The organism is Bacillus sp. ISL-47, assembly GCF_018613175.1.
Taxonomy (GTDB): Bacteria; Bacillota; Bacilli; order Bacillales; family Cytobacillaceae; genus Cytobacillus.
The window spans coordinates 1-25,217 of record NZ_JAGGQS010000058.1; the positions used below are offsets into that span (position 1 = coordinate 1).

At 40.2% G+C, this 25,217-nt stretch carries 19 protein-coding genes and 1 pseudogene; 6 read left to right on the top strand and 14 right to left on the bottom strand.

The features are described 5' to 3' along the window. Nucleotides 1-286: 286 nt before the first annotated feature. Nucleotides 287-1,510, top strand: coding sequence for an MFS transporter (locus J7I93_RS19460; RefSeq protein ID WP_214727685.1), 1,224 nt, complete (start codon nt 287-289; stop codon nt 1,508-1,510). A gap of 33 nt (nt 1,511-1,543) precedes the next feature. On the opposite strand, the gene J7I93_RS19465 is transcribed toward J7I93_RS19460, so the two are convergent. Both J7I93_RS19465 and J7I93_RS19470 read right to left on the bottom strand, forming a co-directional pair. Continuing rightward, entirely contained in the window at nt 1,544-2,881 is a 1,338-nt protein-coding gene (locus J7I93_RS19465) for an SLC13 family permease (RefSeq protein WP_214727687.1), read from the bottom strand. A gap of 565 nt (nt 2,882-3,446) precedes the next feature. Then, nucleotides 3,447-3,929, bottom strand: coding sequence for a DUF3992 domain-containing protein (locus tag J7I93_RS19470; protein WP_214727689.1), 483 nt, complete (start codon nt 3,927-3,929; stop codon nt 3,447-3,449). Nucleotides 3,930-4,340: 411 nt separating this feature from the next. Between J7I93_RS19470 and J7I93_RS19475 the strand changes: the two genes are divergently transcribed. Beyond that, nucleotides 4,341-4,523 (top strand): hypothetical protein, encoded by a 183-nt coding sequence (locus J7I93_RS19475; protein ID WP_214727691.1) that lies wholly within the window; start codon nt 4,341-4,343, stop codon nt 4,521-4,523. A 478-nt stretch (nt 4,524-5,001) separates the two neighbouring features. Here the strand turns inward: J7I93_RS19475 and J7I93_RS19480 are convergent, their stop codons facing one another. Continuing rightward, nucleotides 5,002-6,534 (bottom strand): DHA2 family efflux MFS transporter permease subunit, encoded by a 1,533-nt coding sequence (locus J7I93_RS19480; RefSeq protein WP_214727693.1) that lies wholly within the window; start codon nt 6,532-6,534, stop codon nt 5,002-5,004. 186 nt (nt 6,535-6,720) lie between these two features. Here J7I93_RS19480 and J7I93_RS19485 point away from each other — a divergent pair, with 186 nt between their 5' ends. Together J7I93_RS19485 and J7I93_RS19490 are read left to right on the top strand one after the other, a co-directional pair. After that, nucleotides 6,721-7,617 carry a TetR/AcrR family transcriptional regulator gene (locus J7I93_RS19485; protein ID WP_214727695.1) on the top strand — a complete coding sequence of 299 codons (897 nt, stop codon included), beginning with the start codon at nt 6,721-6,723 and terminating at the stop codon, nt 7,615-7,617. 142 nt (nt 7,618-7,759) lie between these two features. Beyond that, nucleotides 7,760-9,250, top strand: a complete 1,491-nt coding sequence (locus J7I93_RS19490) for a spore germination protein (RefSeq protein WP_214727697.1) — start codon at nt 7,760-7,762, stop codon at nt 9,248-9,250. Between the two features lie 44 nt (nt 9,251-9,294). On the opposite strand, the gene J7I93_RS19495 is transcribed toward J7I93_RS19490, so the two are convergent. Next, entirely contained in the window at nt 9,295-10,716 is a 1,422-nt protein-coding gene (locus J7I93_RS19495) for an FMN-binding glutamate synthase family protein (RefSeq protein ID WP_214727699.1), read from the bottom strand. A gap of 270 nt (nt 10,717-10,986) precedes the next feature. On the opposite strand from J7I93_RS19495, the pseudogene J7I93_RS19500 reads away from it, so the two are divergent. Together J7I93_RS19500 and J7I93_RS19505 are read left to right on the top strand one after the other, a co-directional pair. Beyond that, nucleotides 10,987-11,675 (top strand): annotated as a pseudogene (locus J7I93_RS19500) (YqjF family protein). A 91-nt stretch (nt 11,676-11,766) separates the two neighbouring features. Further along, nucleotides 11,767-11,925: a hypothetical protein gene (locus tag J7I93_RS19505; RefSeq protein WP_214727702.1), complete on the top strand. Its 159-nt coding sequence runs from the start codon at nt 11,767-11,769 to the stop codon at nt 11,923-11,925. Between the two features lie 103 nt (nt 11,926-12,028). Here J7I93_RS19505 and J7I93_RS19510 read toward each other — a convergent pair whose 3' ends face one another. The 10 genes from J7I93_RS19510 to nirB form a co-directional block, all read right to left on the bottom strand. Further along, nucleotides 12,029-13,651 carry a glycoside hydrolase family 13 protein gene (locus J7I93_RS19510; protein ID WP_214727704.1) on the bottom strand — a complete coding sequence of 541 codons (1,623 nt, stop codon included), beginning with the start codon at nt 13,649-13,651 and terminating at the stop codon, nt 12,029-12,031. Between the two features lie 254 nt (nt 13,652-13,905). Continuing rightward, nucleotides 13,906-15,591: a glycoside hydrolase family 13 protein gene (locus J7I93_RS19515; RefSeq protein WP_214727706.1), complete on the bottom strand. Its 1,686-nt coding sequence runs from the start codon at nt 15,589-15,591 to the stop codon at nt 13,906-13,908. A 194-nt stretch (nt 15,592-15,785) separates the two neighbouring features. Further along, nucleotides 15,786-16,607 (bottom strand): carbohydrate ABC transporter permease, encoded by an 822-nt coding sequence (locus tag J7I93_RS19520; RefSeq protein ID WP_214727708.1) that lies wholly within the window; start codon nt 16,605-16,607, stop codon nt 15,786-15,788. Next, nucleotides 16,607-17,470, bottom strand: coding sequence for a carbohydrate ABC transporter permease (locus J7I93_RS19525; RefSeq protein ID WP_214727710.1), 864 nt, complete (start codon nt 17,468-17,470; stop codon nt 16,607-16,609). The genes J7I93_RS19520 and J7I93_RS19525 overlap by 1 nt, the downstream gene beginning before the upstream one ends. 59 nt (nt 17,471-17,529) lie before the next feature. Beyond that, nucleotides 17,530-18,762, bottom strand: coding sequence for an ABC transporter substrate-binding protein (locus J7I93_RS19530; RefSeq protein WP_214727712.1), 1,233 nt, complete (start codon nt 18,760-18,762; stop codon nt 17,530-17,532). Between the two features lie 81 nt (nt 18,763-18,843). Further along, complete coding sequence (locus J7I93_RS19535) at nt 18,844-19,851, bottom strand: LacI family DNA-binding transcriptional regulator (RefSeq protein ID WP_214727714.1); 1,008 nt, start codon at nt 19,849-19,851, stop codon at nt 18,844-18,846. A 207-nt stretch (nt 19,852-20,058) separates the two neighbouring features. Next, nucleotides 20,059-21,540 (bottom strand): uroporphyrinogen-III C-methyltransferase, encoded by a 1,482-nt coding sequence (cobA, locus tag J7I93_RS19540; protein ID WP_214727716.1) that lies wholly within the window; start codon nt 21,538-21,540, stop codon nt 20,059-20,061. Nucleotides 21,541-21,563: 23 nt separating this feature from the next. Then, nucleotides 21,564-22,379: a uroporphyrinogen-III synthase gene (locus tag J7I93_RS19545; RefSeq protein ID WP_214727718.1), complete on the bottom strand. Its 816-nt coding sequence runs from the start codon at nt 22,377-22,379 to the stop codon at nt 21,564-21,566. A 27-nt stretch (nt 22,380-22,406) separates the two neighbouring features. Then, a complete protein-coding gene (gene nirD / locus J7I93_RS19550) occupies nt 22,407-22,733 on the bottom strand; it encodes a nitrite reductase small subunit NirD (RefSeq protein ID WP_214727720.1) in 327 nt (108 codons plus the stop codon). Nucleotides 22,734-22,757: 24 nt separating this feature from the next. Beyond that, a complete protein-coding gene (gene nirB, locus J7I93_RS19555) occupies nt 22,758-25,172 on the bottom strand; it encodes a nitrite reductase large subunit NirB (protein WP_214727722.1) in 2,415 nt (804 codons plus the stop codon). Between the last annotated feature and the right edge of the window lie 45 nt (nt 25,173-25,217).

A 25,217-nucleotide genomic window follows, 5' to 3' on the forward strand; every position in this document is an offset into this window, starting at 1 on the left:
ATCTATTTCTTTTATAAATTTTCCTTTAAAAATGGTCGAAAAGAGCTGCTTGCTTTTTTCCAGGTCTTTCACAGCGAAAACAATATGATCTATATTACCCAATATTGAAGCACTTCCTTATGAGAATACGATTATTTAAGTTAGAATTTTTAGAATGTTTGAAATTAACTTTGTTTTTATATTATTATATATATAAATATAATTCAATATTATATAGATATTTTCTAAAATTTAATTGTTATTTAGTTTGTTGTTTCGATTTTTCTTTAAGAAAGGACGGATCTTTGTGAGGAACGGAAAACTTGCAGCCTACCCAAAGATAACTTTGTTTAATCCGCTTTTTGCCCAGACAATATCAGCTTTTGGAGTATTAACATTACCCCCGCTGTCGAGTTTCATTGTTACGGATATGGAGCTTTCGGCCTTTTTCATGGGTTTATTAATGGCTTCCTTTTATCTGGGCTGTATTATTTTTTCATTTTTCACAGGTCAAATAATCTATTTTTTAGGAATACAAAAATCAATTGTTTTTTCACTTTTAATTATTGGAGTCTTCATTATGTTGAGCACACTCACCCATTCTGTTTGGATCATGCTCTTCTTATTGGCAATTGCCGGAATGGGCTACAGCTTAATTAATCCTGCTATAAATCTATTGATCACACAGGAATTTCCGATGGAGGTCCGCGGTTTTGTCATGAGTGTAAAGCAAATGGGGGTAACATTAGGAGGAGTATTGACAGCCTTATTGCTTCCAAAGCTTGCTTTTGTGTTTAATTGGAGAATTTCACTTTTTATTGGAGGTGCACTTGTGGCGTGCTTCTCACTATATTTTTTGCATATTCTTAAAGACTATCCTGCAAGTTCTGATAGGGGAGACAGTCAGAGCCACTTAAAAAATATAAGGGTTTTCTTTAAAAATTCCAGGCTTGTACGATTAAGCATCCTATCTTTTTTCTTTGTAGGTGCCCAATTTTCGTATTTTATGTATCTGGTTCTGTTCTTAAATTTAGATTTAAAATATTCCGTAGCTGCTTCCAGTGTTCTGCTTGCCCTCTCCCAAGCTTCGGGGGCAATCGGGAGAGTGATTTGGGGTGCAGCAAGCGACCGTATGGGTGATAAACGAAAAATACTTACATTGATAGGAATTCTTTCATCAGGTTCTCTTGTATTTTTATCCCTCACTCCTTTCTTTAGGATCCCTTCCATTTTAATAATATTGCTAACTATCATTCTTGGCTTTACGATAAGCGGATGGAATGGAATATATCAAGCCGCAATTATAGAATATGGCGGAGATCAAACGGCAGCAGTATCCAGCGGTGTTAGTTTGACTTTTACCTATTTGGGAATATTTTTATTTCCGCTCTTTTTTGGATGGACAAAAGATACTTTTTCAAGCTTTAGCATTTCCTGGGTTATCGTTTCTTTCTGTTTGATTGTTTCCACCTTTATGATCCATAGAGAAAAAAACACTCCTTCAGTAAAAACAAGTACATTCGCTGGATAAATTTTCAAAACCAGAGGTCAATTGCATATAAAGTTATGCAGCTACCAGCTTCCAATATGGCAAAATTAAAAGAAACACTCCTATAAGCAGAGTGATAAATAAAAATAGTCCCATATCAAAAACATCTTTTGGTGAAAATACACTTCGGTCATAAACCATTAGAAGCGGTGTAGATTGGGCCGGATAAAACTTTATGCAGTCGACTGTTAATGCAGCCAGTAATCCAAAAACAACAGGATTCATTTGCAGGTTATGTGCGAGTCCAATATATAAAGGAACAAGGAATGTAACACAAACAGTGATATTTGGAATAAACAGGTTGAAAATAACCGTCAAAATAATACAGCATATAATAAGAACATTCTCTGGCACGCCATTTCCTATATTTTCAGTAATGAAGTAGCTTGCCAAATCCAATACTCCATAACGATTTAGAGCTTCAATCAAAGATAGTAACGAGCCTATAATGATGGTGTTTTCCCAAATAGATGATGCTTTGAGATCGTCCAAATTCAAGCTGTCAGTAAAAAGGAAAATCATTACCAACCCGATTAATGCCGGTACTGCAGGATTTAGCATGTGCCACTTATCCGTTATCCATAAAACAACTACTAAAATAAGGACGGATAAGAGTACCCAATCATCCTTAGCTAAGACTTTCTTCATGCTCGGCTTTATTGTTGGTTTAAGGGAGACCTTCTTCAAGTTTTTTAGCGGAAATCTAAATAATATGTAAAGCAGGCCGGATAGCATCATTAAATAATAAGGGAAAGCCATTAAAATAAACCATTCTCCCCAACTGATCCCGCCAATCAGACTTGCTGTAACAATTGCAGACATCCCCCCCGTTAGGAAAGCAGAGGAAGCCATTGGATTTATGAGCCCCAGCATTAAGTATATTCTTCTCCCTTCCCATAGCCGTTCATTATGTATAAAGTTTTTTAATAATGGGAGCAGCATAGCATTACGAGTAATGGACGAAGGCAGAAGCAAAGAGAGCGGCAAAAAAGCGAGCATTAAAAGAACTGGTACCGGCATTCTGGGATAATTCAAAACAGTTTTTTCAAAACTAAATAAAAACCAGCCTCCAAGGCCGGATTTGGAGATGGCAATTCCTATCCCTGTGACAGAAATTAAAAAGAAAATGATCGGTGAATGAAATCCGTATACGGCTAATGCCTGTTCCTCACTTGGAGAAAGAAGAAACAGGAGAATAACAATACCAAAGCCGGTTATAACGGGAGGGATTGCTTCTGTTATAAACATTAAAACGGATAATAGCACAATAATCATGAATGAGTATGGCTCACTTACTAAAAATGATAAGACTAATAGCACAAAGATCAGAGAGGTCATGATTACTTTGTACAATTAACTCCCCCCTTTAATAGCCATTTAATATCCTCTTTAATAATATATGCTCATCTTTCCTTTCAAAGCTGTTATTCGCTGATTTCACTTGAAGAACCTTTTTTGTTTGACCTGCCAGTTTCAGGAATAATTATAGGAAAGAACATAATACGCCTAGCACTGCCAGGACCGTCCTGTACCCCTTTTCCTGTTAGAACTTGCATTTAATTAAAAAGAAGTCCAGAAGATTCTCCTCCCTTCCGGACTTCAATTGGCTATTTAAGAGTTGTTGTTGATATTGACACCCTGTTGATTGGAGCTGCAGGCACGCGATCCTCGAAATGCATTCGCATCTTCTTCGTGCGGACCTACAACTGGATTTCCAAATGAAGCCGAAATAGCACCTGTAACAACACAGGACTGCTGGCAGTGTTGAATTCAAAATAATCACCTACTGGCGCTTGCCATACCATTAGGTTGGTGATTCCTTCTGTTTTCGCAATTTTTTCTGAAAAATCGATCCAGTAGGACAACAGGCATTATTCGACCCTTTTGAGCACTAGCGTTTTTCTCTCTTCAATAGCTTTTAACATTCCTTTTCATAATGCAAAGAAAGGCAATAAGTCCCTCTGCATATATCACCTTCATTGCCTTCACATTCAAATGAAAGGCTTGCAATATTACCAATTGTTATTGACTTTGTCTGGCCTCTGGCTACAGTAAATAATTGACCTAAAGTGCCTCCCCCATTCACAGCTGCACTAACGATTATATCGCAATTACCTTTGTTAAAAACTGAAAGACTTGCAGATGGAAGGTCGCTAAGGTCCATCGCACTCCAATATTCTTCAGGTCCTTCCCCACAGCTTTGTTCTATATTTCCGCAGATATTGTCATGAATAATTTCTTTCTTCTTCGCAGGCGGTGGCGGTGGCGGCGGTGGCTTCGGGTGATGGTCATGGTCGTCTCCATGTCCAGGGTGATCATCTGGCGGAAAGTTCGGTGGATTATAACCGGAATTACAACGGCATAAATCCGATCGAAAGCCACAATATGGGCAAAAATCCATAATTAATCACATCCTTATAATAGTTTCTATACTATTTTATTAGCCATAGGGACAAGATGCCTGTGCTTTTAACTGTGTTTATGTGATAAGTTTAATTCATACTTGACAAATCGGAATAATATGAATTAAAATTGTAATAACAAGGCTCTGTTAAAATTGCCTGTTGATTTCAGCACGAGGCACTCCCTTTCCGCGGGCGGTCCGACGCTCCTCGTCGCTATGCTCCTGCGGGGTCTCCCTTTGATCCGCACAGCAGCAGGACTTTGAATAAGCTTCCTTGAATAAACACCTCGTCGTAAGGAAATGCGATAGCATTTTTGAGGAGTCTCGTGCCTTTCACTCCGATCAACAGGGGTGCTAAAGACAACAATAAGTTTTAACAGAGCCAAAAACCAAGGAGGGTTAAAAATAATGCCATTGAACAGAGAAACTTTACTTAATAAACTGTTATCACTTTCAAAATTCCAGCAAAATCAGCATTTATTTCGTTTAAGTGACCGGAAACTGGAAGCTCTGTATCTTGACCATATTTTATATTCCCCACACCCTCATAGCGGACATCAATCCATTAGGTTAACGGGTAAAAATAGATAAAAAAGCCTGCAATGTTTAAGCATTGCAGGCTTTTTCCCATTTAAGCTTTCATTTTCTCAATCTGTAGCCGACATTTATTGAAGAAGGATAATATAAAGAAAGGCTGTTTTCTTTTGAATATATTTGTGAATAGAACAATAAATAAGGTTGGTTGATTGGAGCATAAGGTGCGAGACTCCAGCGGGAGGAGTGGGACAGGTGAGACCCCACAGGCGCAGCGCGCCGAGGAGGCTCACCGCCCACCCCGCGGAAAGCGAGCAGCTTGGAGCGGAAATCAACCTCTCTACAATACTTGTTTAAAAAGCAACAAAGTTTGCGAAAACAGCCTAAAGAAAAGAGCAAAACCCAGGATAAAGCGACTATGCGCCTAGCCATAAAAGTCCTTAATTCAATTAGCCGCTAGTCAAGCCAGTTCAGTTTCAAGTTTGATATTTATGAACAACAAGTAAAGGAAAATCCTTAGATTTCCTCTAAACTGTTAATTCCTTGCAAGTTTTGGCATCACTTTTTCCTGCTTTGTTTCCTCAATTGTATCTTCTGCAGGTTTGGCACGCTTAATGAAGAAAGCAAGAACCAGAGCAACTGCAGCGATAAAAGTTGCTACAAAGAAAGCGTCATTGATTCCACCGAGCATCGCTCTCATTAAAACTTGCTGCTGCATTTCTGCCATTGCGGCTTCGGTCATTTGTGTGCCGCCATTTGCCATAGCTGCTTCTTTGGCTATCTCAGCAGCATGGGTTTCCGTCCTGGTTGACATTACTGTGACCAATAATGCTGTTCCAATTGCACCTGCGACCTGATTTAACGTATTGTTCATGGCTGTACCGTGAGGATACAAGCGTCTTGGCAATTGATTCAGCCCATTTGTAGAAACAGGCATCATAACCATCGACATTCCAAACATCCTTACTGCATTTAGGACGATTAATTGTGAATAGGTGGTTTCCGTCGTTAACCTGCTAAAAACATAGGTAGTAGCAACAATAATGGCTAAACCAACAATTGCTAAGATACGGCCGCCAATTTTATCAAAAAGCCGGCCAGTTATAGGAGACATTATCGCCATGACTAGCGCACCCGGCAGCATCATTAATCCTGCATCCAATGGGGAAATCCCACGGATGGTTTGAACATAAATTGGAATCAGGATCATTCCGGAAAACAGAGCCATATTTACAGTCATGGCAATTGCTGAAGATAATGCAAACATCGGATATTTGTATACCCCAAAATTAAGCATGGGACGGTCGGCTTTTGACTGCCTGACAATAAACCATATTAAAGTAATAACTCCAATTGCAATCGTTAAGTAAACATGCGGGCTATCCCAGCCTTTATTTCCAGCTGAGCTGAATCCATATAGGATTCCGCCGAATCCGATACTTGACAAGGTAAGTGAAAAGATATCCAAACGAATATTCACTTTTTCCTTTTTATCTTTTAATAAAATACCGCCCAACAGGAGAATAACTGCTGCTATGGGCGAAAGGAAGTGGAAAAGCATTCTCCAGTCGTAATGCTCAACAATCCAGCCTGATAGAGTCGGCCCAATAGCAGGCGCAAACATTAATATCAGACCAAATACACCCATCGCTGCACCGCGCTTTTCTACCGGAAAGCTTATCAGCATGACATTCATTAATAGCGGCATCATAATCGCTGAACCTGAAGCCTGCAGCATTCTTCCTGCCAGCAATACTGGGAATACATGTGCAACCCCTGCCACAAGCGTACCAATCGTAAATAAACCCATTGCTACGATAAATAATCTGCGGACAGTGTATTTTTCAATTAAAAAGGCAGTAGCAGGGATTAAGATACCATTAACAAGCATAAATCCGGTGGTCAGCCACTGCACAGTTGCCGCTTCTATTTTCAAGTCTGCCATAATAGAAGGCAATGCAATATTCAATAATGTATTATTTAAAAAGGCAATAAAAGCCCCTATCATTAAAACAGCTAAAATCCCATAAGGGGGGCGATCTGTTTTATTATTTATAGCATGTTCCATTTATTTTTCCTCCTGTACACTCAGTTCATTCTTTTATACTTACGTTACACATAAAACATATAATATACCATGAGTCCAACTAATGCAATAAAAAAAACCTTGTAAATAGAGGGTTTGTATAAATCATTAGAATAAGGTACTATAAGATTATACCGACAGTTCAAATATAATGACAGGTGATAACGAATGAATGATAGGAAACAGCTTGTAATTAAGAAAGCACATCAATTATTTCTGGATAAAGGCTTCCAAGCTACATCTATCCAGGATATTTTAGAATACACGGGAATATCAAAAGGAACTTTTTACAACTATTTTTCCTCAAAAAATGAACTGCTTATATCCATTTTTAAAACATTGCATAAAAAAATGGAGCAGGAACGAAATCAGCTTCTTATTGGCAAGGATCCGACAAGCATCGAGATTTTTACTATGCAGATTGAGTTTCAAATGAATATGAATCGCTCCAATAATTTAGTCACTCTTTTTGAGGAAGTGCTTGTTTCACACGATCCGGAACTTATGCAGTTTATAAAAGAAGGACAATTAAGAATGGTGCATTGGATTTTTCAGCGGTTTATTGAAATCTTTGGGGAAGAGAAGAAGCCATATTTACTGGATTGTGCCGTTATGTTTATCGGGATTCTTCATCATAACGTGAAATTCTATAAGAAATTTTTTGATCAGCCCTCCGGCATCAATCATGTGATTCAGTATAGTGTGGATCGTATTTCAAAAATGGTTGAAGAAGTTAGTTCTGCTGGCGAACAGCTGCTAAAACCTGAACTGATAGACAACCGCTTTAACCCTTTAAAGCATCATGATCAGGAATTTAAACAACATCTTTGTAAAACCATTTTCGCTTTAAAAAAGTCCGTTCAGCACCCGGATCAAGCTCATTGCAATGAACTTTTGGATTTTGTTCAGGAAGAACTGCTGCATTCTAAAAAGCCTAGAAAGTTTTTAATCGATAGTGCACTTCAGTCTCTGCGCACCTGCCTTGCCAATTTAGATGAAAAAGAATTTGAATCACTTGACCAGCTTGCTGCTTCGTGTCTTAAACAAACAGAAGAACCCGTCTAATTACTCAAGCCTGCCCCTTTATGGGCAGGCTTTTTTCATGTTTTAAAGAAGACCTGTCTTTTCCCTTTTTCCGCTAAGCATTCATATTCCTTCCAAAAACGGAAACAATAAAGGATGATGCCAAACTAACCGGTGATTTCATATGAAAAAAGAGCTAAAAAAGAAGAGAGCCTTTATTGACTTTGTCCTTAGTGATTTGGAACAATCTTTTTCCAAGTCCAATGATTTTAAAAAGACACCGTATACCAATAAAAAAACGGGTACAAGTTTTTCATTCATTCATTTCAGTACACTTACTGATAAACAAATCATTAGCAGGAATATACTCCCAGGACTGCTGCAGGGTGAATTTTCGAGACTAGAGGACTTAAAGAAGCTTCTGCCTTCAGCGGACATCCAAATATGTGAGGACCTATCTGTGGCGGAAAAAAAGCTGCTGAATGGCTATGTTATGGTTTTGGTGGACGAAGAGGAAAAAAGAGCTGCCTTCATAGCCGCCCAAAAAGAATTTGTCCGTGAAATTGCTCATGCAGAAGTTGAACATACGGTTATTGGGCCAAAAGAAGCTTTTGTGGAATCTATTGGTCAAAATTTAAATTTAATCAGAAAAAGGCTGCCTATTTCGGAACTTGCTATTGAAGAATATTCGATCGGCAGTATATCTCATACACCAGTAGCGGTTGTCTACATCGATGGCATAACGAATGAGGATTATGTCAAAATGGTAAAGGAGCGCCTGGAAAAGGTTGATTTTGATGAAATAACAGACAGTTCCTATATTGCCCAGCTTATATCGGATAACTCAAATTCACCTTTTCCGCAATTATTAGATACTGAAAGACCGGACAGAGCTGCAGCTGTACTGGCGGAGGGTAAAATTGTAATTGTTGTTGATGGTTCTCCCCATGTTTTAATTACACCAACAACCTTTGCAGAATTTTTCAGTTCCTTTGAAGATTATTTTCTAAACTGGATCATAGCCTCTTTTGTAAGGATACTCCGGGCGTTTTCTGTAATCTTTTCCATCCAGATAACACCCATTTATGTAGCAACGCTTACTTACCATCAGGAAATGATTCCTACTGACTTATTAGGAACACTAGTGTCCTCAAGACAGCATATCCCGCTTCCGCCGTTCTATGAAGCTTTGCTGCTTGAATTGGTTATTGAACTCTTGAGAGAGGCTGGAGCAAGGCTGCCAACGAAGGTTGGTCAGACAATCGGTATCGTTGGAGGGATTGTCATTGGGACTGCATCCGTTGAAGCTGGATTAACCAGTAATGTCCTTCTTATTTTCATTGCATTAGCAGCTCTTGCAGCATTTACAACACCTGTCTATAAAATGAACAATACCATCCGGCTTTTAAGATTCCCGTTTTTGGTTTTTGCAAATCTTTGGGGGTTAGTGGGTGTATTATTTTGCTCATGCATATTATTAACCCATATGATAAGGCTGACATCACTTGGCAGGCCCTTTTTGCAGCCTTTTTATCCGCCTAGATACCGGGACCTAAAGGACTCCTTTATCAGGTTCCCCTTTAACCCGCTTCGGCCAGTATATTTAAGAACACAAAATCCATACCGGTTTCCTCAGGAAAAAATAAAAAAAGTAAAAAAGGATATCGATGAATAAGCCTGGCTAAAAGCCAGGCTGTTTATGATTTCGAATTTTGCCGGTTAACTGCTTTCACTTTTATTCGATTTCTCTTCCCATGGTTCAAAAGTAAATGGTATTCCAATCATCTTAGCTGTTAACTCATCATAGGAGACTAAATCTTTCTTGGACAACTCTTGCAGCGACTTCTTCCCCATCGCACGCAAGGCGATTTTAATTTCCTCTGTACTCGCTGTTAAAAATTTCTCTGCTGATTTTACCCCATCTTCTATCTTAAATGTATCTTTGAATTTCCCCTGGTTCCAAACGGCTTGAGTAGGCGGTTCAAAAGGAAGTGCGTTTAGGGTATGCAGGTGGGATACAGTAAACAGTATAACGGAACCTAGATAGACAGCATCTGCTCCAAGGGCAAGAACCTTTAGAAAGTGGCCTGGTGTAAAAAGGCCTCCTGAAACAATTAAACTGACTTCTCCCTTCTTTTTTCTTTTTTCAAGATGATTGGCAGCCCGAACAACCGCATGCAAAGTAGGGATTCCAAAGTCATCAGCTAAAAGAGGCGGTGCTCCCATAGTGGCTGCCTGTCCTCCATCTACTGCAATGAAATCCACTCCCATTTCTAGCAGGTTGTCAATATCTTCTTCGATTTTTCCGCCGGCTCCTATTTTTGCCCCGATTGGCACTCCGCCTGACAGCTTCCGAAGTTCTTCAACCAGTTCCTTCAAATCATTTAAGGTCTGATTTTCAAAATAATGTTCTAAGATGTGAGCGACCTCATTCTCCTTAAGGCCCATAATTTCCCTTGCGCGTCCAGTTAAATTCTCCGGCGAAATATTCCCGCCCATTCCCTGCATCGCACCTTGGCCCAGCTTAAGCTCAATCATATCAGCACGTTTGATGACTTCTTCTTCTTTCCCCCATTCGGTTTTAGAAAACTGAAGAATATACTTTCCCGCACTTTCCAGCTCTTCCGGGAGGATTCCGCCTTCCCCTGAATTAATGGCAGTCCCTGTATTCTTGGCTGCTGTAGCGAGTGCTATTTTCACCTGCTCGCTTAAGGCTATACCATAGGCCATGCCGCTGATCATAAATGGAATTTTAATGTTCATCGGCTTTTTCGCTTTTGGGCCAATAGTCACTTTAACATCCACATCCTCATCACCATCAATTGGAAAAGGAGATGTCTGTACAGGGATAAAGGTAATTGGGTCAAAATGTGGCCATTTTTTCGAAGAGCCAAACGGTCTGTGCAGAATATCACCTGTTTCAGCCCGCAGGTTATTTTCAAGTGCATTTTGTACACCCATATGGCGGAACCCAGGGATTATTTCAATTAAATTTTCCTGATAGCTGTCTGTAAAAATAATTTTCCCGGCTAGCTTCACAATCCGTTTCATAATCCAGCGCCAACCAATAAGCAAGAATAAAAAAATAATAAATAATAATGTAATCATACCTAAAATAATTATTTGTAAAATATCATACATACAAATTTCACCAAATCCTATAATTGTCTTTTGTACTCCATTATTGCCATAGGATAAGAATTTAACCTGTGATTAGGGAATCATTTCCTCCAATCAGGAATGTAACTTGTAATTGTTTCTCAGTATTGATACGAATCCTAAGAATATAATAGAAGTAAAGAACGGTGATCTTTTATATCTGCTAAAGTTTGTGATAAAAGGAGTCTATAAATGCACTTGCTAAATAACACTGCACACCGCAGCTGGCCCATCCCTTCTAATAATTGGATAATGAGGCAAAGATGGAGAAACTTCCTTTTTTTGCACTGGCCAGTAAAACCGGAGCTTTTAAAAAATTGGATTCCTTCCTCCTTAAAATTAGATACTTTCCAAGGTTACGCATGGGTAGGATATATCGCATTTTTGATGGATGGCATTTACCTCCGCGGAATGCCACAATGGCCTTTGACAAGAAGTTTCCCTGAAATAAATATCAGAACCTATGTACAATATGATGGTAAGCCAGGAATATTTTTTTATCCATTGATGTGGAAAATTGGGCTTCTTTAAAGATCGCACGGCATTGGTTTAGGCTCCCTTATCATGAAGCGAACGTTGCATTTGAAAATAAAGGGACAGCCTATTCTTTTCAAAGTCTGCGCAAAGAAAAGACTAACCGTCCAATGTCATTCAAAGCGTTATATAAGCCGGTCTCAAATGTATTTTTTCCTGAAGAAGGCTCCCTGGACCACTGGCTGACAGAAAGATATTGCCTTTATAGTACTAATAACACATCGAAAATCTTTTGCGGCGAAATTCATCATCTGCCCTGGGCGCTGCAAAAGGCGGAATTTGAAATACAGTCCAATTCCCTGCTTTCTCCTTTTAAAATAAACCTAATAGATACTAACCCAGTTGCCCATTATTCGACTGGCGTTGAAGCACTTATATGGAATATCCAAAAAGTTAGCATTGGTTGAGAAAGCTTCTCGCATTCTTTTTCCCCGAATAATCTTATAGAAAGTTGTTCAATCTATCAAAAGGGCATTCTTACTGAAATGAGGTGAAAGTGTGAACAATCCTGAATCCTATCAACCCAAAAATACTGAAGAGCCAAAACGTACGGAAGGCAGTCTTCTTGAATCTATGATGGAGCCAATGGACCAGCTTTCAAAGGTTGCTCCAGAAAATACGGAGAGAAAAACGAATAAAAATGAAGTACAAATGTAAAGAAGAAAAGCCGGCACCAGTGCTAAATGCAAGGATGCCGGCTTTTCATTTGAAAAAATAATTGGGATGGAAGGGTCCAAATGCAGTTCTCTTTGCTGTTTGCTTATTTGGTTATCTGGTATATTCTCACTTCATGAGGAAAAAGGATTTCTTCATTAGTTTCTAAATCCCGCTGATAATTGGAGAGAATCAGATCTCGATCAGTATATCCCTCAAATGTAAAAGTCTGCTTCTCGTCACAATGATTCAAGACAATGAGCCAGGTGATATTTTTGTAAGAGCGTGTATAAACATATAAATGGTCATCGTCAGGCAATATATCCTTATAGTCACCATAAACCATTACGTCGTTTTCTTTTCTTAATGCAATCAGCTTTCTATAATAATAGTAAACGGAATCAGGGTTTTTTAGTGCAGCTTCCACATTTATTTCGTTGTAGTTTGGATTAACCTTTATCCACGGTTCGCCAATTGAAAAGCCTGCTTGAGGTGAATCATTCCATTGCATAGGCGTCCTGGAATTATCACGACTTAGAAGAAGCAAGCTTTCAAATACTTCCTGCGGATCGCGGCCTTTAGATACTTCTTCATGGAATTTATTTTTCATCGCAATATCATTATAATCCTCAATGGAATCAAATCGGACACCTGTCATTCCAATCTCTTCCCCCTGAAAGATATAAGGAGTTCCGGGCAGCGTATGAATCATCGTCGCTAACAGCTTCGCAGATTGCACACGATATTTACCGTCATTGCCGTATCGGGTCACTTGCCTTGTGTGATCATGATTGTTCAGAAATTGCGAATTCCAGCCCCTTTGCTTAAGGCCTTCATACCAGCTTGATTGAATTTCCTTATACCGAAGCATATCCCAGGTTGGCATATCATCTGCTACTTGGAAATGGAATAAAGTATTCAGCTCATTCCGGCTCTCATCTACATAAAGCAATCCTTCATCAGGAGAGACAAATGGAATCTCGCCGACTGTCATGACATTATAATGCTGAAGAACCTCCCTGTGCATTTCCTGAAGATAGTCATGAATGCCGGGATTATTAGCCAAATAGCTGATATTATATGGATTCTCTGCATCTAAAAAATCTTCTTTTTTGGCCAGAAGATTAATGACATCCATTCTGAAGCCATCGATGCCTTTATCAAGCCAGAATCTCATCATTTTATAAATTTCATTTCTAAGCACAGGGTTTTTCCAATTAAGGTCTGGCTGCTCGACCGCGAAGGAATGATAATAATATTGGCCGGTTTCTTCATCCCATTCCCAGCAAGAAGGTGCAAAATAGGACCGCCAGTTATTCGGCGCCTTCCCATCCTTTGGATCTTCCCAAATATACCAATCTCTTTTTGGGTGATCTTTTGAAGAACGGGACTCAACAAACCAAGGATGCTGATCAGAAGTATGATTAACAACGAGATCCATAATTACCTTTAACCCGCGATTATGGATTTCCTGGATTAACTCTTCAAAAATCGCCATATCCCCTGCCTTTTCCATAATTCCATAGTAATCTGAAATATCATATCCATTATCACGGTCTGGTGAATTATAAAATGGATTGAGCCAGATCACATCTATGCCAAGATCCTTAATATAATCAAGCTTTTCTATTACTCCTTTTAAATCACCATACCCATCTCCATCGGAATCAAAAAAGCTTCGCCAATAGATTTGATAAACAACCGCTTCTTTCCACCACATTTTATTCACGACCACACCTCTTTTTTAACTTTGGCTCTGTTAAAGCTCATTGTTGTTTTTAGAAGCCCTGTTGATTGGAGTGGAAGGCACGAGACTCCTGCGGGAGTAGCTCACCAAGGGAGATCCCACAGACGCAGAGCGTCGAGGAAGCTCCCGGTAGCCCCGCGGAAAGCGAGTGCCTGCAACGGAAATCAACAGCCAAATTTAACAGAGCCTTAACTTTAGTAACTCGTAAAAAAGGGCCTTTTTAAAGGCCCTCCTCATTATTTCTTTAAACGGTATACTCTTGCCTCATAAGGCTTCAGCGTTAATTCATTAATAGATTCATTTTCATTCACATTTAGATTTGAAATCAGCAATTCTTTAGAAGAATAATCTAAAGTCTCCGGTAACTTGAAAAGAGGAGTTTCCTCGCTGAAGTTACACATGACCAGCAATTGGTCATCGCCAAGTGATCTTGTAAATGCAAAAATCTGCTCATCATCTTCCATGACTAAGTCAAATGTTCCATATACAATGACTTCGTTTTGCTTTCTAAGCTGGATTAGCTTTTTATAATAATGGAAGATTGATTCTTCATCTTTTAAAACAGCTTCTGCATTAATTTCTTCAAAATTAGGATTTACATTGATCCACGGCGTTCCAGTCGAAAAACCTGCATTAGGGCTGGCATCCCATTGAACCGGGGTTCTGGCATTATCACGGCTCCGCTCATGGATCCCTTTAAAAATTTCTTCGTGAGTCAATGAATCAGGAGTTAAATCACGGTATGCATTTAATGTTTCAATATCGCGATAATCGTTAATATCATTAAATTTTACATTTGTCATGCCGATTTCTTCGCCCTGGTAAATATATGGAGTCCCCTGCATCATGTGAAGACAGGTAGCAATCATCTTCCCTGAAACAACACGGTATTCATCGGAGTCGTTCCCCCATCTGGAAATAGCCCGCGGCTGGTCATGATTGCTCCAGTACAAGCTGTTCCACCCATCATTTTCAAGGCCTTTTTGCCACTTTGTGAAAATTTCTTTTAGGTCTGTTAACTTCCAAGGACGCGGATCCCATTTGCCAAATTGGCCGTCACCCAGCCCAACATGTTCAAAATGGAACACCATATTTAATTCTTTACGGTCTTCGCCAGTATAAAGTTTGCCTTCTTCGACTGTAACACCCGGCATCTCGCCAACCGTAATCGTATCATAATCGCTAAGTGCTTCTTTATTCATTTCTTGCAGAAATTCGTGGATTCTCGGTCCATTCATAAAATACTTGCTTCCGTTCCCATATTTATGACCTTCACGAATCTCTCCCTGCGGATAGCTTGTATCTTTGGAAATGAAATTGATGACATCCATTCGGAATCCATCAATGCCTTTATCAAGCCAATAGCGCATCATTTCATAGACTTCATTTCTTAGAACGGGATTTTCCCAATTGAGATCAGGCTGTTTTTTGCTGAAAAGATGCAAATAATATTCGCCTGTTTGTTCATCAAATTCCCATACATTTCCGCCAAACGCAGCGCCCCAGTTGGTTGGAGGCTCTCCATTGTCTGTCTTTTTCCAGATATAATAATCTCTGTAAGGGTTATCTTTAGATTTGCGTGATTCCTGGAACCATTGGTGCTCGTCACTTGAGTGATTGACAACAAGGTCCATCATGATTTTAATGCCGTGTTCATGTGCTTTAGCCAGCATGCGGTCAAAGTCCTGCATGGTTCCGAATTCTTCCATGATATTGCGGTAATCTGAGATATCATAGCCATTATCATCATTAGGGGATTTATAAACCGGCGACAGCCAGATTACATCGATTCCCAGTTCGCTTAAGTAAGGGATTTTTTCTGTGATGCCATTGATATCGCCAATTCCGTCTCCGTTGGAATCGTTAAAGCTTCTTGGATAGATTTGATAGATGACGCTTTCTTTCCACCATGTTTTGTTCAATTTTTACAACTCCGATCGAATATAAATTCATATTACAATTTGGCTCTGTTGGATGGGGCCTGTTGATTTCCACTCCAGGGCACTCGCTTTCCGCGGGCTACCGGGAGTCTCACCCCTTCCGTTCAAATCAACAGGGTGCCAATACCAATGATAAGCATATTGACAAGCGACTTATCTAAGTGCCTATTCTTTTATTATTTAATTGACCCTTTCATTACTCCGCTAATGATCCACTTCTGGGCAAAGATGTATACGATGATCATAGGAGCAAGTGCCATTAAATAGGAGGCGAATGCCAGGTTATAGTCTGTGCTGAATTGTCCCTGGAAAATATATTGGACGAGCGGGAGTGTGGCCATTTCCCGGTCACTCAGAAGTACGAGCGGGAGCATGAAGTCGTTCCAGGCTCCAAGGCTGGTAATGATTGCGACTGTTGCATTCATTGGGGCAAGCAGCGGGAATATGACTTTCCAGAAAACACCCCAAGTACTTGCGCCATCCATAATGGCTGCTTCTTCCAGTTCAACGGGAATAGCTCTGATATAGCCAATGTAGATAAATACATTAAAGGAAAGATTGAAAACAATATATAGAATGATTAACCCAACCAGATTATCCATTCCCCATGAACTAGTCTGCTTTACAAGCGGAAGCATGATAATTGGGAACGGGATAAACATCGCACTTAAAAAGTAAAAGTATAGGAACTTATAAAACTTTTTATGAAGATTGCGTGCAATGGCGTAGGATACCAGTGAATTTGTCAGCACTGTAAAGATGACTACAAAAATAGTAACAAACGCACTGTTTTTAAATGCATTGAAAAAATTAGTCATTTCAATTGCTTTTGCAAAGTTATCAAACGACCATGATTTTGGAAGCGCCATTAAATTGCCAGCCATTTCAGGCGGTGTTTTGAAGGCGATTGTGATCGTTAAATATAGTGGAAAAAGAATAAGCAATGAACCTAAAATTAAGAGAGTGGTGACAAGCCAGCTAGTATTTTTGCGATTCATTAGTTTTCCACCTCTCTTTTATTTAAGAATTTTAATTGAATGACAGAGAAGACGATAATGACGATAAAGTAAATGACTGCATTTGCCGATTGATAGGCAAATTCTCCACCCTCAAATCCTCCACGGTAAATAAGCAAAGAGATGGATTCTGTTGACTTTCCTGGACCTCCGCCTGTTAAGGCAACAATCTGGTCGAACACCATCAGGAAGTTTTTCAGTGACAGCACCATATTAATCGTGAAGAATGGCGCGATCAGCGGGAATGTAATCTTCCAGAACTTTGTCCAAACACCTGCACCGTCAATGCTTGCGGCTTCGTATAAATCCTCTGAAATCGTTACTAGGCCGGCAAGGTACAGAATCGTATTGAAAGACACTGCCTGCCAAACTGCTACGATCACGATTCCAATCCAGGCCAAATCAGGATTCCCAAGAATGTTACGGGTTAAAAACTCCCAGCCGAAGGCATCACCGATCTGCGGCAGAAAATGAGCAAAAATAAAGTTAAAGATAAAGCCAACGATTAAAATACTAAGGATATAAGGCAAAAAGTAAATCGCCCGCAGCGTTTTATGAAATTTTATCTTCGAGTTAAGCCCGATTGCAACCAAAAGACTGATGATATTAACGAGAATGGTAGAAACGATTGCAAATTTAAAGGTAAATAGGTAGGCATCCCCTGCTCGCTCATCTTTAAAAACGTTCAGATAGTTTTTTAATCCAACAAAATTCCAATCTCCATACCCTTTCCAATCCGTAAAGCTGTAAAAAATCCCTTGTAAGGCAGGAAAGCTATGAAAAATGAAGAAAAGGAGGAAAGCGGGTATCGTGATAATCAGAAACACACTGTTTTTCTTTTTCATATTGACAACTCCTTTTTAGAAAGCCAGGGAATCATAAGGGATCCCCTGGCGTCTATGCATTAGCGGTTTTGTACTTTTTCCCACTCGCTGTCCATTTTCTTCAGGAATTTTTCTTTATCTTTCTTGATTAGGAATTCCTGAACAAGGTTTTCAGCTCCCATGCCTGCTGGGTAGTAGTGGTCCGGGAAGCTTGTGATGGTTCCATTTTCAAAGTTAGCTTTGATTCCTTCAAACACAGGATTCTCCTGATATACACCTTCAATGGCAGAGAAAGCTTTTTGCTCGTCAATGTATTTCTGAGCTGTGTCTTTATTCATCATGAATTCAACAAATTTCTTTGCTTCTTCTTTGTGCTCAGTACCTTCACTGACTGCTAAAAGAACGTCTACTCCAGAAACAAGTTTGTTTTGTTCAGGATCATTTGTTACAGGCATTGGGAATACGCCTAGCTCCATGTCAGGATTTGCTTTCAGAATTTCAGGAATGGCCCAGTTGCCTTGCAGATAGAAAACAGATTTTCCGTTGGCAAAAGCATTATTTCCATCGCCGTAAGCAACACCCATATTATCTTTGTGGCCATATTGGACTAACGTGGACATTTTGTCTGCAACTTCATCATAATTTTCCGAGAAAGATTTTTCGCCGGCATTTTTCTTTTCAGCGAAGTCTTCACCTGCGATATTAGCACCAAGAGAGTTCCATGGAATCATGCCTGTCCATGCGTCTTTTAATGTAAAGTAGATTGGTGTATCTCCTGCTGCTTTCACTTTCTCAAGGCTTGCGATAAATTCATCCCAAGTTGCCGGTACTTCAAGACCGTGTTCCTCAAATTTTGCTTTGTTGTATATTACTGCATTGGCATTTGTAGCATATGGAAGCCCAAATGTTCCATCTGTTTCAGGACCAACCAAACGATTAATCATATCGATATAAGATGGCTGAACCTTTTTTTCCATTTCTGTGCCTGCAAAGTCCTCAAGGACACCTGCCCGGCCCAGCTCACCATAGGTTGCGTTACCTGCGATGGACATAATGTCAGGCAGGTCATTTTTTGTTAGGCGTGTTTTTAAAACTGTTTCCGCTTCTGGCGGTGCATCCAGCTTGATTTTAATATCAGGGTTTTGTGCTTCAAATTCTTTAATTAAACCTTTATAGGTTTCAATGCTTTCTGACTTATTGGAGAAGAGTTCCAAAGTTACCTTTCCATCATCGGATCCGCCTGAAGAGCATCCCGCTAATAAAGAGGCACCTAATGTTAAAGCCATCACACCTGCAGTCATTTTTTTAAACATGATTTTTTCCCCCTAAATTTTTTATTTACTATAGCTATTCACGTAAACGTTTACGTGAACGGCCCAAGAAAAAGAGAGTCATTATTTCCTCTCTTTCACACTCATTCTTTCAACGATTTTATGCGGCATTATTCGGCTTTCAGGCGTATCGCCCGTTTCCAAAAGAGCAAAAAGCATTTCTGCAGATGTTTCACCCATTTTTGCCAAAGGCTGTCCTACTGTGGTCAGCGGCGGGATGGACATTTCAGCAAGGCTCAAATTATCATAACCCATGACCGATAGCTCATCTGGCACCTTAATTCCCCTTTGATAAGCGGCTGATAATGCACCGATCGCAATCTCGTCACTAGCTGCAAAAATAGCTGTGACATCAGGAAACTGATCGACCATTCTTTTTAAGCCTTCGACTCCATCAGGAAAGGTAAATCCCCTGCTGAAAACAATGTTTTGATCATCCAGCGGAATGTCGTGATCGGCCAGCGCTTTTTTAAAGCCTTCTATCCTTGGAATACCGGCAATGATGTCCTCTTTATTACCGCTTATCATCCCGATTTTTGTATGCCCCTTATCGATCAAATACTTGGCAGCTGAATAGGCTGCATGAAAGTCATTGACCTTTACAAACGGCACCGGGTACGCATACGATTCTGTAGATAACAAAATCATCGGCATTTTCGACTTGGCCACATACTGATAATATTCATCTTTTAGTATCTCACTGGCGAAAATAATGCCGTCTACTCGTTTTTCTATGAGCAGCTGAAGATATTTCATTGTTTTCTCGCCATTTGATTCTGTATGGCAGACAATGACGCTGGAACCGTTATCATTTGCGGCTTTTTCAATACCGTCCAGCAAATCAGTAACCAAGGAGCTGGAAAGCTTTGGAAAAAGCACGCCAATCGTATGGGTTCTTTTATTTATTAATCCTCTTGCCACCGCATTCGGCTGGTAGCCAAGCTCTTCAATCACTTTAAGAACTTTTAATTTTGTTCTTTCCGAATAGCCGCCCTGGCCATTCAGGATTCTTGAAACGGTTGCAATTGAAACATTTGCCTTTTTGGCAACATCTTTGATGGTAAAGGACATATCCCACCTACTTTATTTCACTATTTTTTAGATTGATTACGAAAACGTTTACGTTGTAATAATAACACGCGGTGAAAACCCTTTCAATATTATTTGGGGAAAAAATGTGAATTAATTTAAATTAGTTTCTAATCCCATAATCAAAGTAAAAAACCGGCCCCATTTTTGTACAGGCCGGAAAAGAATTCATTTATCGTTTTATATGGTTCATAATACTCTTTCCTGCACTTTATCTAGAATTAATGCCTCCAGCAACTTAGATGCACATGGTTCTGCAGGAGTAGAATCGGGCTCAAACCCAAACTCCCTGATTCGCTTTTCCGAACTGCTTCCCATGCAAATTACTGTTGAGTTTTTTATGATTTCTTCTGCCTCTATACCATATAGACTTCCATTTTCGATAAAGGCATCCACAGAGGTACTGCTTGGAAATACGATTGTATCAAGTGAAGCTTCCATAAGCATATTTCTTACCACAGGAATAAAAGCTTCATCTAGTATAGTTTCGCTGGTCTGAAAAATATCATGTTTTCCATAACGGTCAAAATAATAGCCTCTATTTTCATCCATTTTACGGTTACCAATAATTAAAAGCCCTCTGCAATGATCCATTTCATCCGCCAGATGACCAGATATCCCCCGCTCCATTAAGACCTTTAACGACTTTTTAGACAAGCTGTAAATCGTTGCGTGCAGGTTTCTAATATCTATTTTTCTGCTAATCATCAAATCAAAAAACTCGTTGATACCCTCAGGCGAGGTGAATAAAATCCGCTCATACATAAATAATTGATTGAGGATGGTTTCATTTATCTGACTTTCTTTTTTAGCCCACTTCGGAAATTCAATGACATCTGCCCCCTGATCTTTTAACATTTCCGCTACATGGCTTTTAGCGGTACCGGTACGAGCTAATAAAATTTGCCTTCCATACAGAGGTTTTTTTTCAAACCATTTTAATTTATCCCTTAATGAAACAATATGACCTACTAAAATAACAGCAGGATTTTTAATTCCTGCCTCTTTCACTTTTTTGGCAATATTCCCCAGGGTTCCCTGCACCGTCTGCTGCCTTCCATACGTCCCCCATTGGATAAGAATGACCGGGGTTTCTTCCGGTTTTCCATGCATGATAAGATTTTCAGCAATAAAGGAGATGTTGGATACACCCATATAAAAGGCAATGGTATCGACACTAGCAACCAATCCGGCCCAATCGATATTGGGCTTCCCTTCTTTCGATTTGTCACGCCCTGTTACCACCGCAAAGGAAACACCATATTCGCGATGTGTAACAGGGATGCCTGCATATAAAGGTGCCGCAATTCCGGAGGATACTCCCGGAACAATTTCAAATGGAATTTCATTTGTTACAAGCGCTTCGGCTTCCTCGCCGACTCTGCCAAAAACTCCCGGGTCACCGCCTTTTAAGCGGACCACGCTGCATCCGTCCATTGCTTTTTGAATGAGAAAATCATTGATTAATTCCTGTTTAAGTAAATGCTGCTGCGGAAATTTCCCGCAATAAATCAACACACAATGGGAAGGGGCATACTCTAATAATCTGGGATTTATAAGCCGGTCATATAAAATAACATCTGCTTGCTGAATTGCTTTTAACCCTTTAATTGTCATCAAGCCTTCATCCCCAGGACCTGCTCCTACAAGAAACACCTTACCTTTTTTCAAGTCCCCACCCCTTTGTCTTCTTTTTAATCGCCGGTGTTCATCTGATAGTAATTGGCCAGTTCTACAATAGCACTGCCCATTCTCTCCACCTTGGGGAAAATCACCCGATTTATTCCTTCATCATATAAAGCTTGTGCGGTTACCTTACCGACTGCCAAAGCAATAACTTTATCGGAGAAAGCCCTTTTCAATACATTTTCGGCATCCTGTTTACGTGCAAATTGAATTAAATGACGTACCTGTGGAGTACTCGTAAAAACCGCTGCTTCCAGTTTTCCTTCAAGCAGCTCAGATAGAAGTCTTTCCATTACTTCCGTTTCCGGCGGATTGTGGATATACGGAAGAATTTCTTCATATTGAGCATGCTGTTCGTCCAGCCACTGGATTAGCTTAGGTGCAGGGTCGCCATGAAGCTGAAGAGCCACATTACTTTTCTCAAAAGAATAAGCTGCTAGGCTGCGCACCAGCCCCGCGGTACTTCCATCGTCATCCCGGACTTCAGGTGATAGTCCCAACTTCTTTAGCAAATTAACCGTTTTATAGCCTCGTGCTGCAATTCTTGTATTATGAAGAGTCCCAATAAACTCTTCTCCCATCCCCATTTCTAAAGCTGTATTATACAAGGTCTCCACACCTATACCAGTGGTAAAGATAATCCAATCAAACTTGCCTGCTGTAATTCGTTGTATATGGTCTTTTAATTTGGTATCTACACGCAAGGATGTACCTTGCGCAGGCCTGCTAACAGCGATACCCCCCAGATTTTCAACAATTTTGCTTATTTCTTCTATTTTTCTTGATCCAAGAAGAGCAATTCGCTTTCCCTCCAGCTTTTTCATCCAAAAAACCTCCAGCCTAATCTTCTTTTATTCTTCTATTATAAGATAGACTGTACCATTCTCAACAACTGTTTTATAAGTTTGAACACACCCTGTATCTGGAGCTTGCACTTTGCCGTCTTCCAGACAAATTTTCCAATCATGCATGGGGCAAAAAACAGAATCTCCGCTGACCAATCCCTCAGTCAGTACACCGCCTTTATGGGGACATCTATTTTCTATTGCACGGATCTTCCCATTAGATAATCTGAACACAGCAATATCAGTTCCGCCGACTTTCACCGTTTTTCCCAGTTTTTCAGGCAAATCATGCATAGAACCTATCAGAACCTTGACAACACTTTTATTTAACAATAGAAACTCCTCCAATCCTATGATTTATGATCTTACAAGACTTTCAAATAACTCATTTTTTGTTTTATTGTTATTGATAATCTCTTTCCAAGGATCTTTGTATACTGATAGCGCCTCATCCATTCGGGCATTTAATTCTTTGCGCTTCTCTTTATCATCCAGCACCGACTGGATATGCGCCAGACCTACACGGTCTACCCACGCAGAGGTGCGTTCCAAATAACTGGCCGTTTCTCTGTAATATTGAAGGTAAGCTCCTGTGATTTCCATCAATTCTTCATCTGTCTTCACTTTATAAAGCAAATCTCCCCCTCTTACATGGGTGCCTCCATTGCCGCCAACATAGATTTCCCAGCCGCCGTCTATGCCAATAAAACCGATATCCTTGAATCCTGACTCAGCACAGCTTCTAGGGCAAGCGGATACCGCCATTTTGATTTTATGGGGAGTCTGCAATCCTTCAAATTTCTTTTCCAATGCTACCCCAACACCCATTGAATCCTGGGTTCCGAAACGGCAGAATTGCTCGCCGACACAAGTTTTAACAGTGCGAAGCGATTTTCCATACGCATAGCCTGATGGCATATCCAAGTCGGACCATACTTTAGGCAAATCTTCTTTTTTCACACCGAATAAATCAATCCGTTGGCCCCCGGTTACCTTTACTAAAGGAATTTCATATTTATCAACGACATCGGCAATCTTGCGCAGGTCATTCGAATTCGTCACTCCGCCGTACATCCTTGGAACCACCGAATAGGTGCCGTCTTTTTGTATATTGGCATGCATTCTTTCATTGACATAACGAGATTCCCGTTCATCCTCATATCGGGTGGGATGAACCATTCCCAAATAATAATTTATAGCTGGTCGGCATTTGGAACAGCCTTCCTCAGTGATCCAGCCCAGGACATTCATTACTTCCTTAACATGGGTTAACCCTTTTGATCGTATTTCTTCAACTACTTCTTCCCTCGATAATGAAATACAGCTGCAGATCGCTTCCTTTTGGATGCTTCGATCAAAATCCGCTCCAAGCGTATGCTGAAGCAAATCAGCTACCAGCGGTTTACAGCCTCCGCAGGAACGGGAAGCGCTTGTACAGGCTTTAATTTGATCCACTGTTGTGCATCCTTCAGCTTGAATGGCATCAATGATCGTCCCTATGGAAACACCATTGCATCCGCACACTATTTCTTCGCTGCTCATTTCGGCGACCAGGCTATCTCCCGGATCCTGGCCAACCGGCTGTAATAGGGAGACCTTTGCAGTTTCAGAGATATCGGCCTGCTTTTTAATCAGGGAGAAAAGACGATTTCCTTCCTGGCTGTCTCCAAAAAGAACCGCTCCTACGATCTGATTTCCACGAAAGACAATTTTCTTATAGACACCTTCATGGTCATCAAATATTTTTAAGGCTTTTTTCTCTTTATCTTCTAAAAAATCTCCTGCAGAGAATACTTCCACACCTGACACTTTTAGCTGGGTTGAAAGTACAGAACCTTTATATGGGTCTGTCTTCATACGACAAATATGTTTGGCCAGCACTTTCCCCTGTTCATATAAAGGGGCGACCAGACCATATGGAATACCATTATGCTCAGCACATTCTCCGACTGAATATATATGGGGAATACTTGTTTCAAGAAAATCATTTACCACAATGCCGCGATTCACATGTAAACCGCTTTCCTGCGCAAGTTTAATATTCGGACGGATTCCAACAGCCATTACAACCAAATCAGCTTCCAGCACAGTACCGTCACTGAAGGTCAATCCTTCTACACGTTCATTTCCGATAATGGCCTGTGTTTGTTTTTCAAGTAAAAAGTTCATACCCTGTTTTTTAAGTTCTTTTTGCAATAGCTTTCCTGCAGTTTCGTCCAGCTGCCTTTCCATTAAATAAGGGGAGATATGAATCACAGATACTTCCATGCCTAAGTTTAATAAGCCTCTTGCTGCCTCCAAACCAAGCAATCCCCCGCCAATGACAGCCGCCTTTTTATATTTTTTCGAAGCCTGCAGCATTTTATCGGTATCCTCCAGGTCCCGAAAAGCTGTAACCCCCTTCTTTTCAGCTCCCGGTATTGGAAGGATGAATGGTACTGACCCCGTTGCCAGGATGAGCTCATCATATGGCTCAATTCTTCCTTTATCTGAGATGACAACCTTCCTTCCAGGATCTGCCTTCACCACCGTTTCACCTGTATATAATCTAATATTGTTGGCCTCATACCAGTCCCAATCATTCAAGGTAATATCCTTTACTTCTGTATCCCCCTGTAAAACTTTTGATAATAGAATGCGATTATAATTGGGATGGGGCTCACTTCCAAATATCGTAATCTCAAACTTCTCCGGAGCGATCTTTAAAATTTCCTCCACTGCCCTGACACCAGCCATTCCATTCCCAACAAGGACCAATTTCTTCTTATCCATTTTTAAAAACAGCCTCCCCGATCATTTGAATTTATTAGAATAAAG

Bases quoted from the DNA above. Each gene is read 5' to 3' on its own strand.
- J7I93_RS19520 (WP_214727708.1), bottom strand. From the start codon at position 16,607: ATGAATCGCAAAAATACTAGCTGGCTTGTCACCACTCTCTTAATTTTA.
- nirB (WP_214727722.1), bottom strand. From the start codon at position 25,172: ATGGATAAGAAGAAATTGGTCCTTGTTGGGAATGGAATGGCTGGTGTC.
- J7I93_RS19490 (WP_214727697.1), top strand. From the start codon at position 7,760: ATGAAAAAAGAGCTAAAAAAGAAGAGAGCCTTTATTGACTTTGTCCTT.
- J7I93_RS19535 (WP_214727714.1), bottom strand. From the start codon at position 19,851: ATGTCCTTTACCATCAAAGATGTTGCCAAAAAGGCAAATGTTTCAATT.
- J7I93_RS19495 (WP_214727699.1), bottom strand. From the start codon at position 10,716: ATGTATGATATTTTACAAATAATTATTTTAGGTATGATTACATTATTA.
- J7I93_RS19545 (WP_214727718.1), bottom strand. From the start codon at position 22,379: ATGAAAAAGCTGGAGGGAAAGCGAATTGCTCTTCTTGGATCAAGAAAA.
- J7I93_RS19530 (WP_214727712.1), bottom strand. From the start codon at position 18,762: ATGTTTAAAAAAATGACTGCAGGTGTGATGGCTTTAACATTAGGTGCC.
- J7I93_RS19470 (WP_214727689.1), bottom strand. From the start codon at position 3,929: ATGGATTTTTGCCCATATTGTGGCTTTCGATCGGATTTATGCCGTTGT.
- J7I93_RS19525 (WP_214727710.1), bottom strand. From the start codon at position 17,470: ATGAAAAAGAAAAACAGTGTGTTTCTGATTATCACGATACCCGCTTTC.
- J7I93_RS19480 (WP_214727693.1), bottom strand. From the start codon at position 6,534: ATGGAACATGCTATAAATAATAAAACAGATCGCCCCCCTTATGGGATT.
- J7I93_RS19485 (WP_214727695.1), top strand. From the start codon at position 6,721: ATGAATGATAGGAAACAGCTTGTAATTAAGAAAGCACATCAATTATTT.
- J7I93_RS19475 (WP_214727691.1), top strand. From the start codon at position 4,341: ATGCCATTGAACAGAGAAACTTTACTTAATAAACTGTTATCACTTTCA.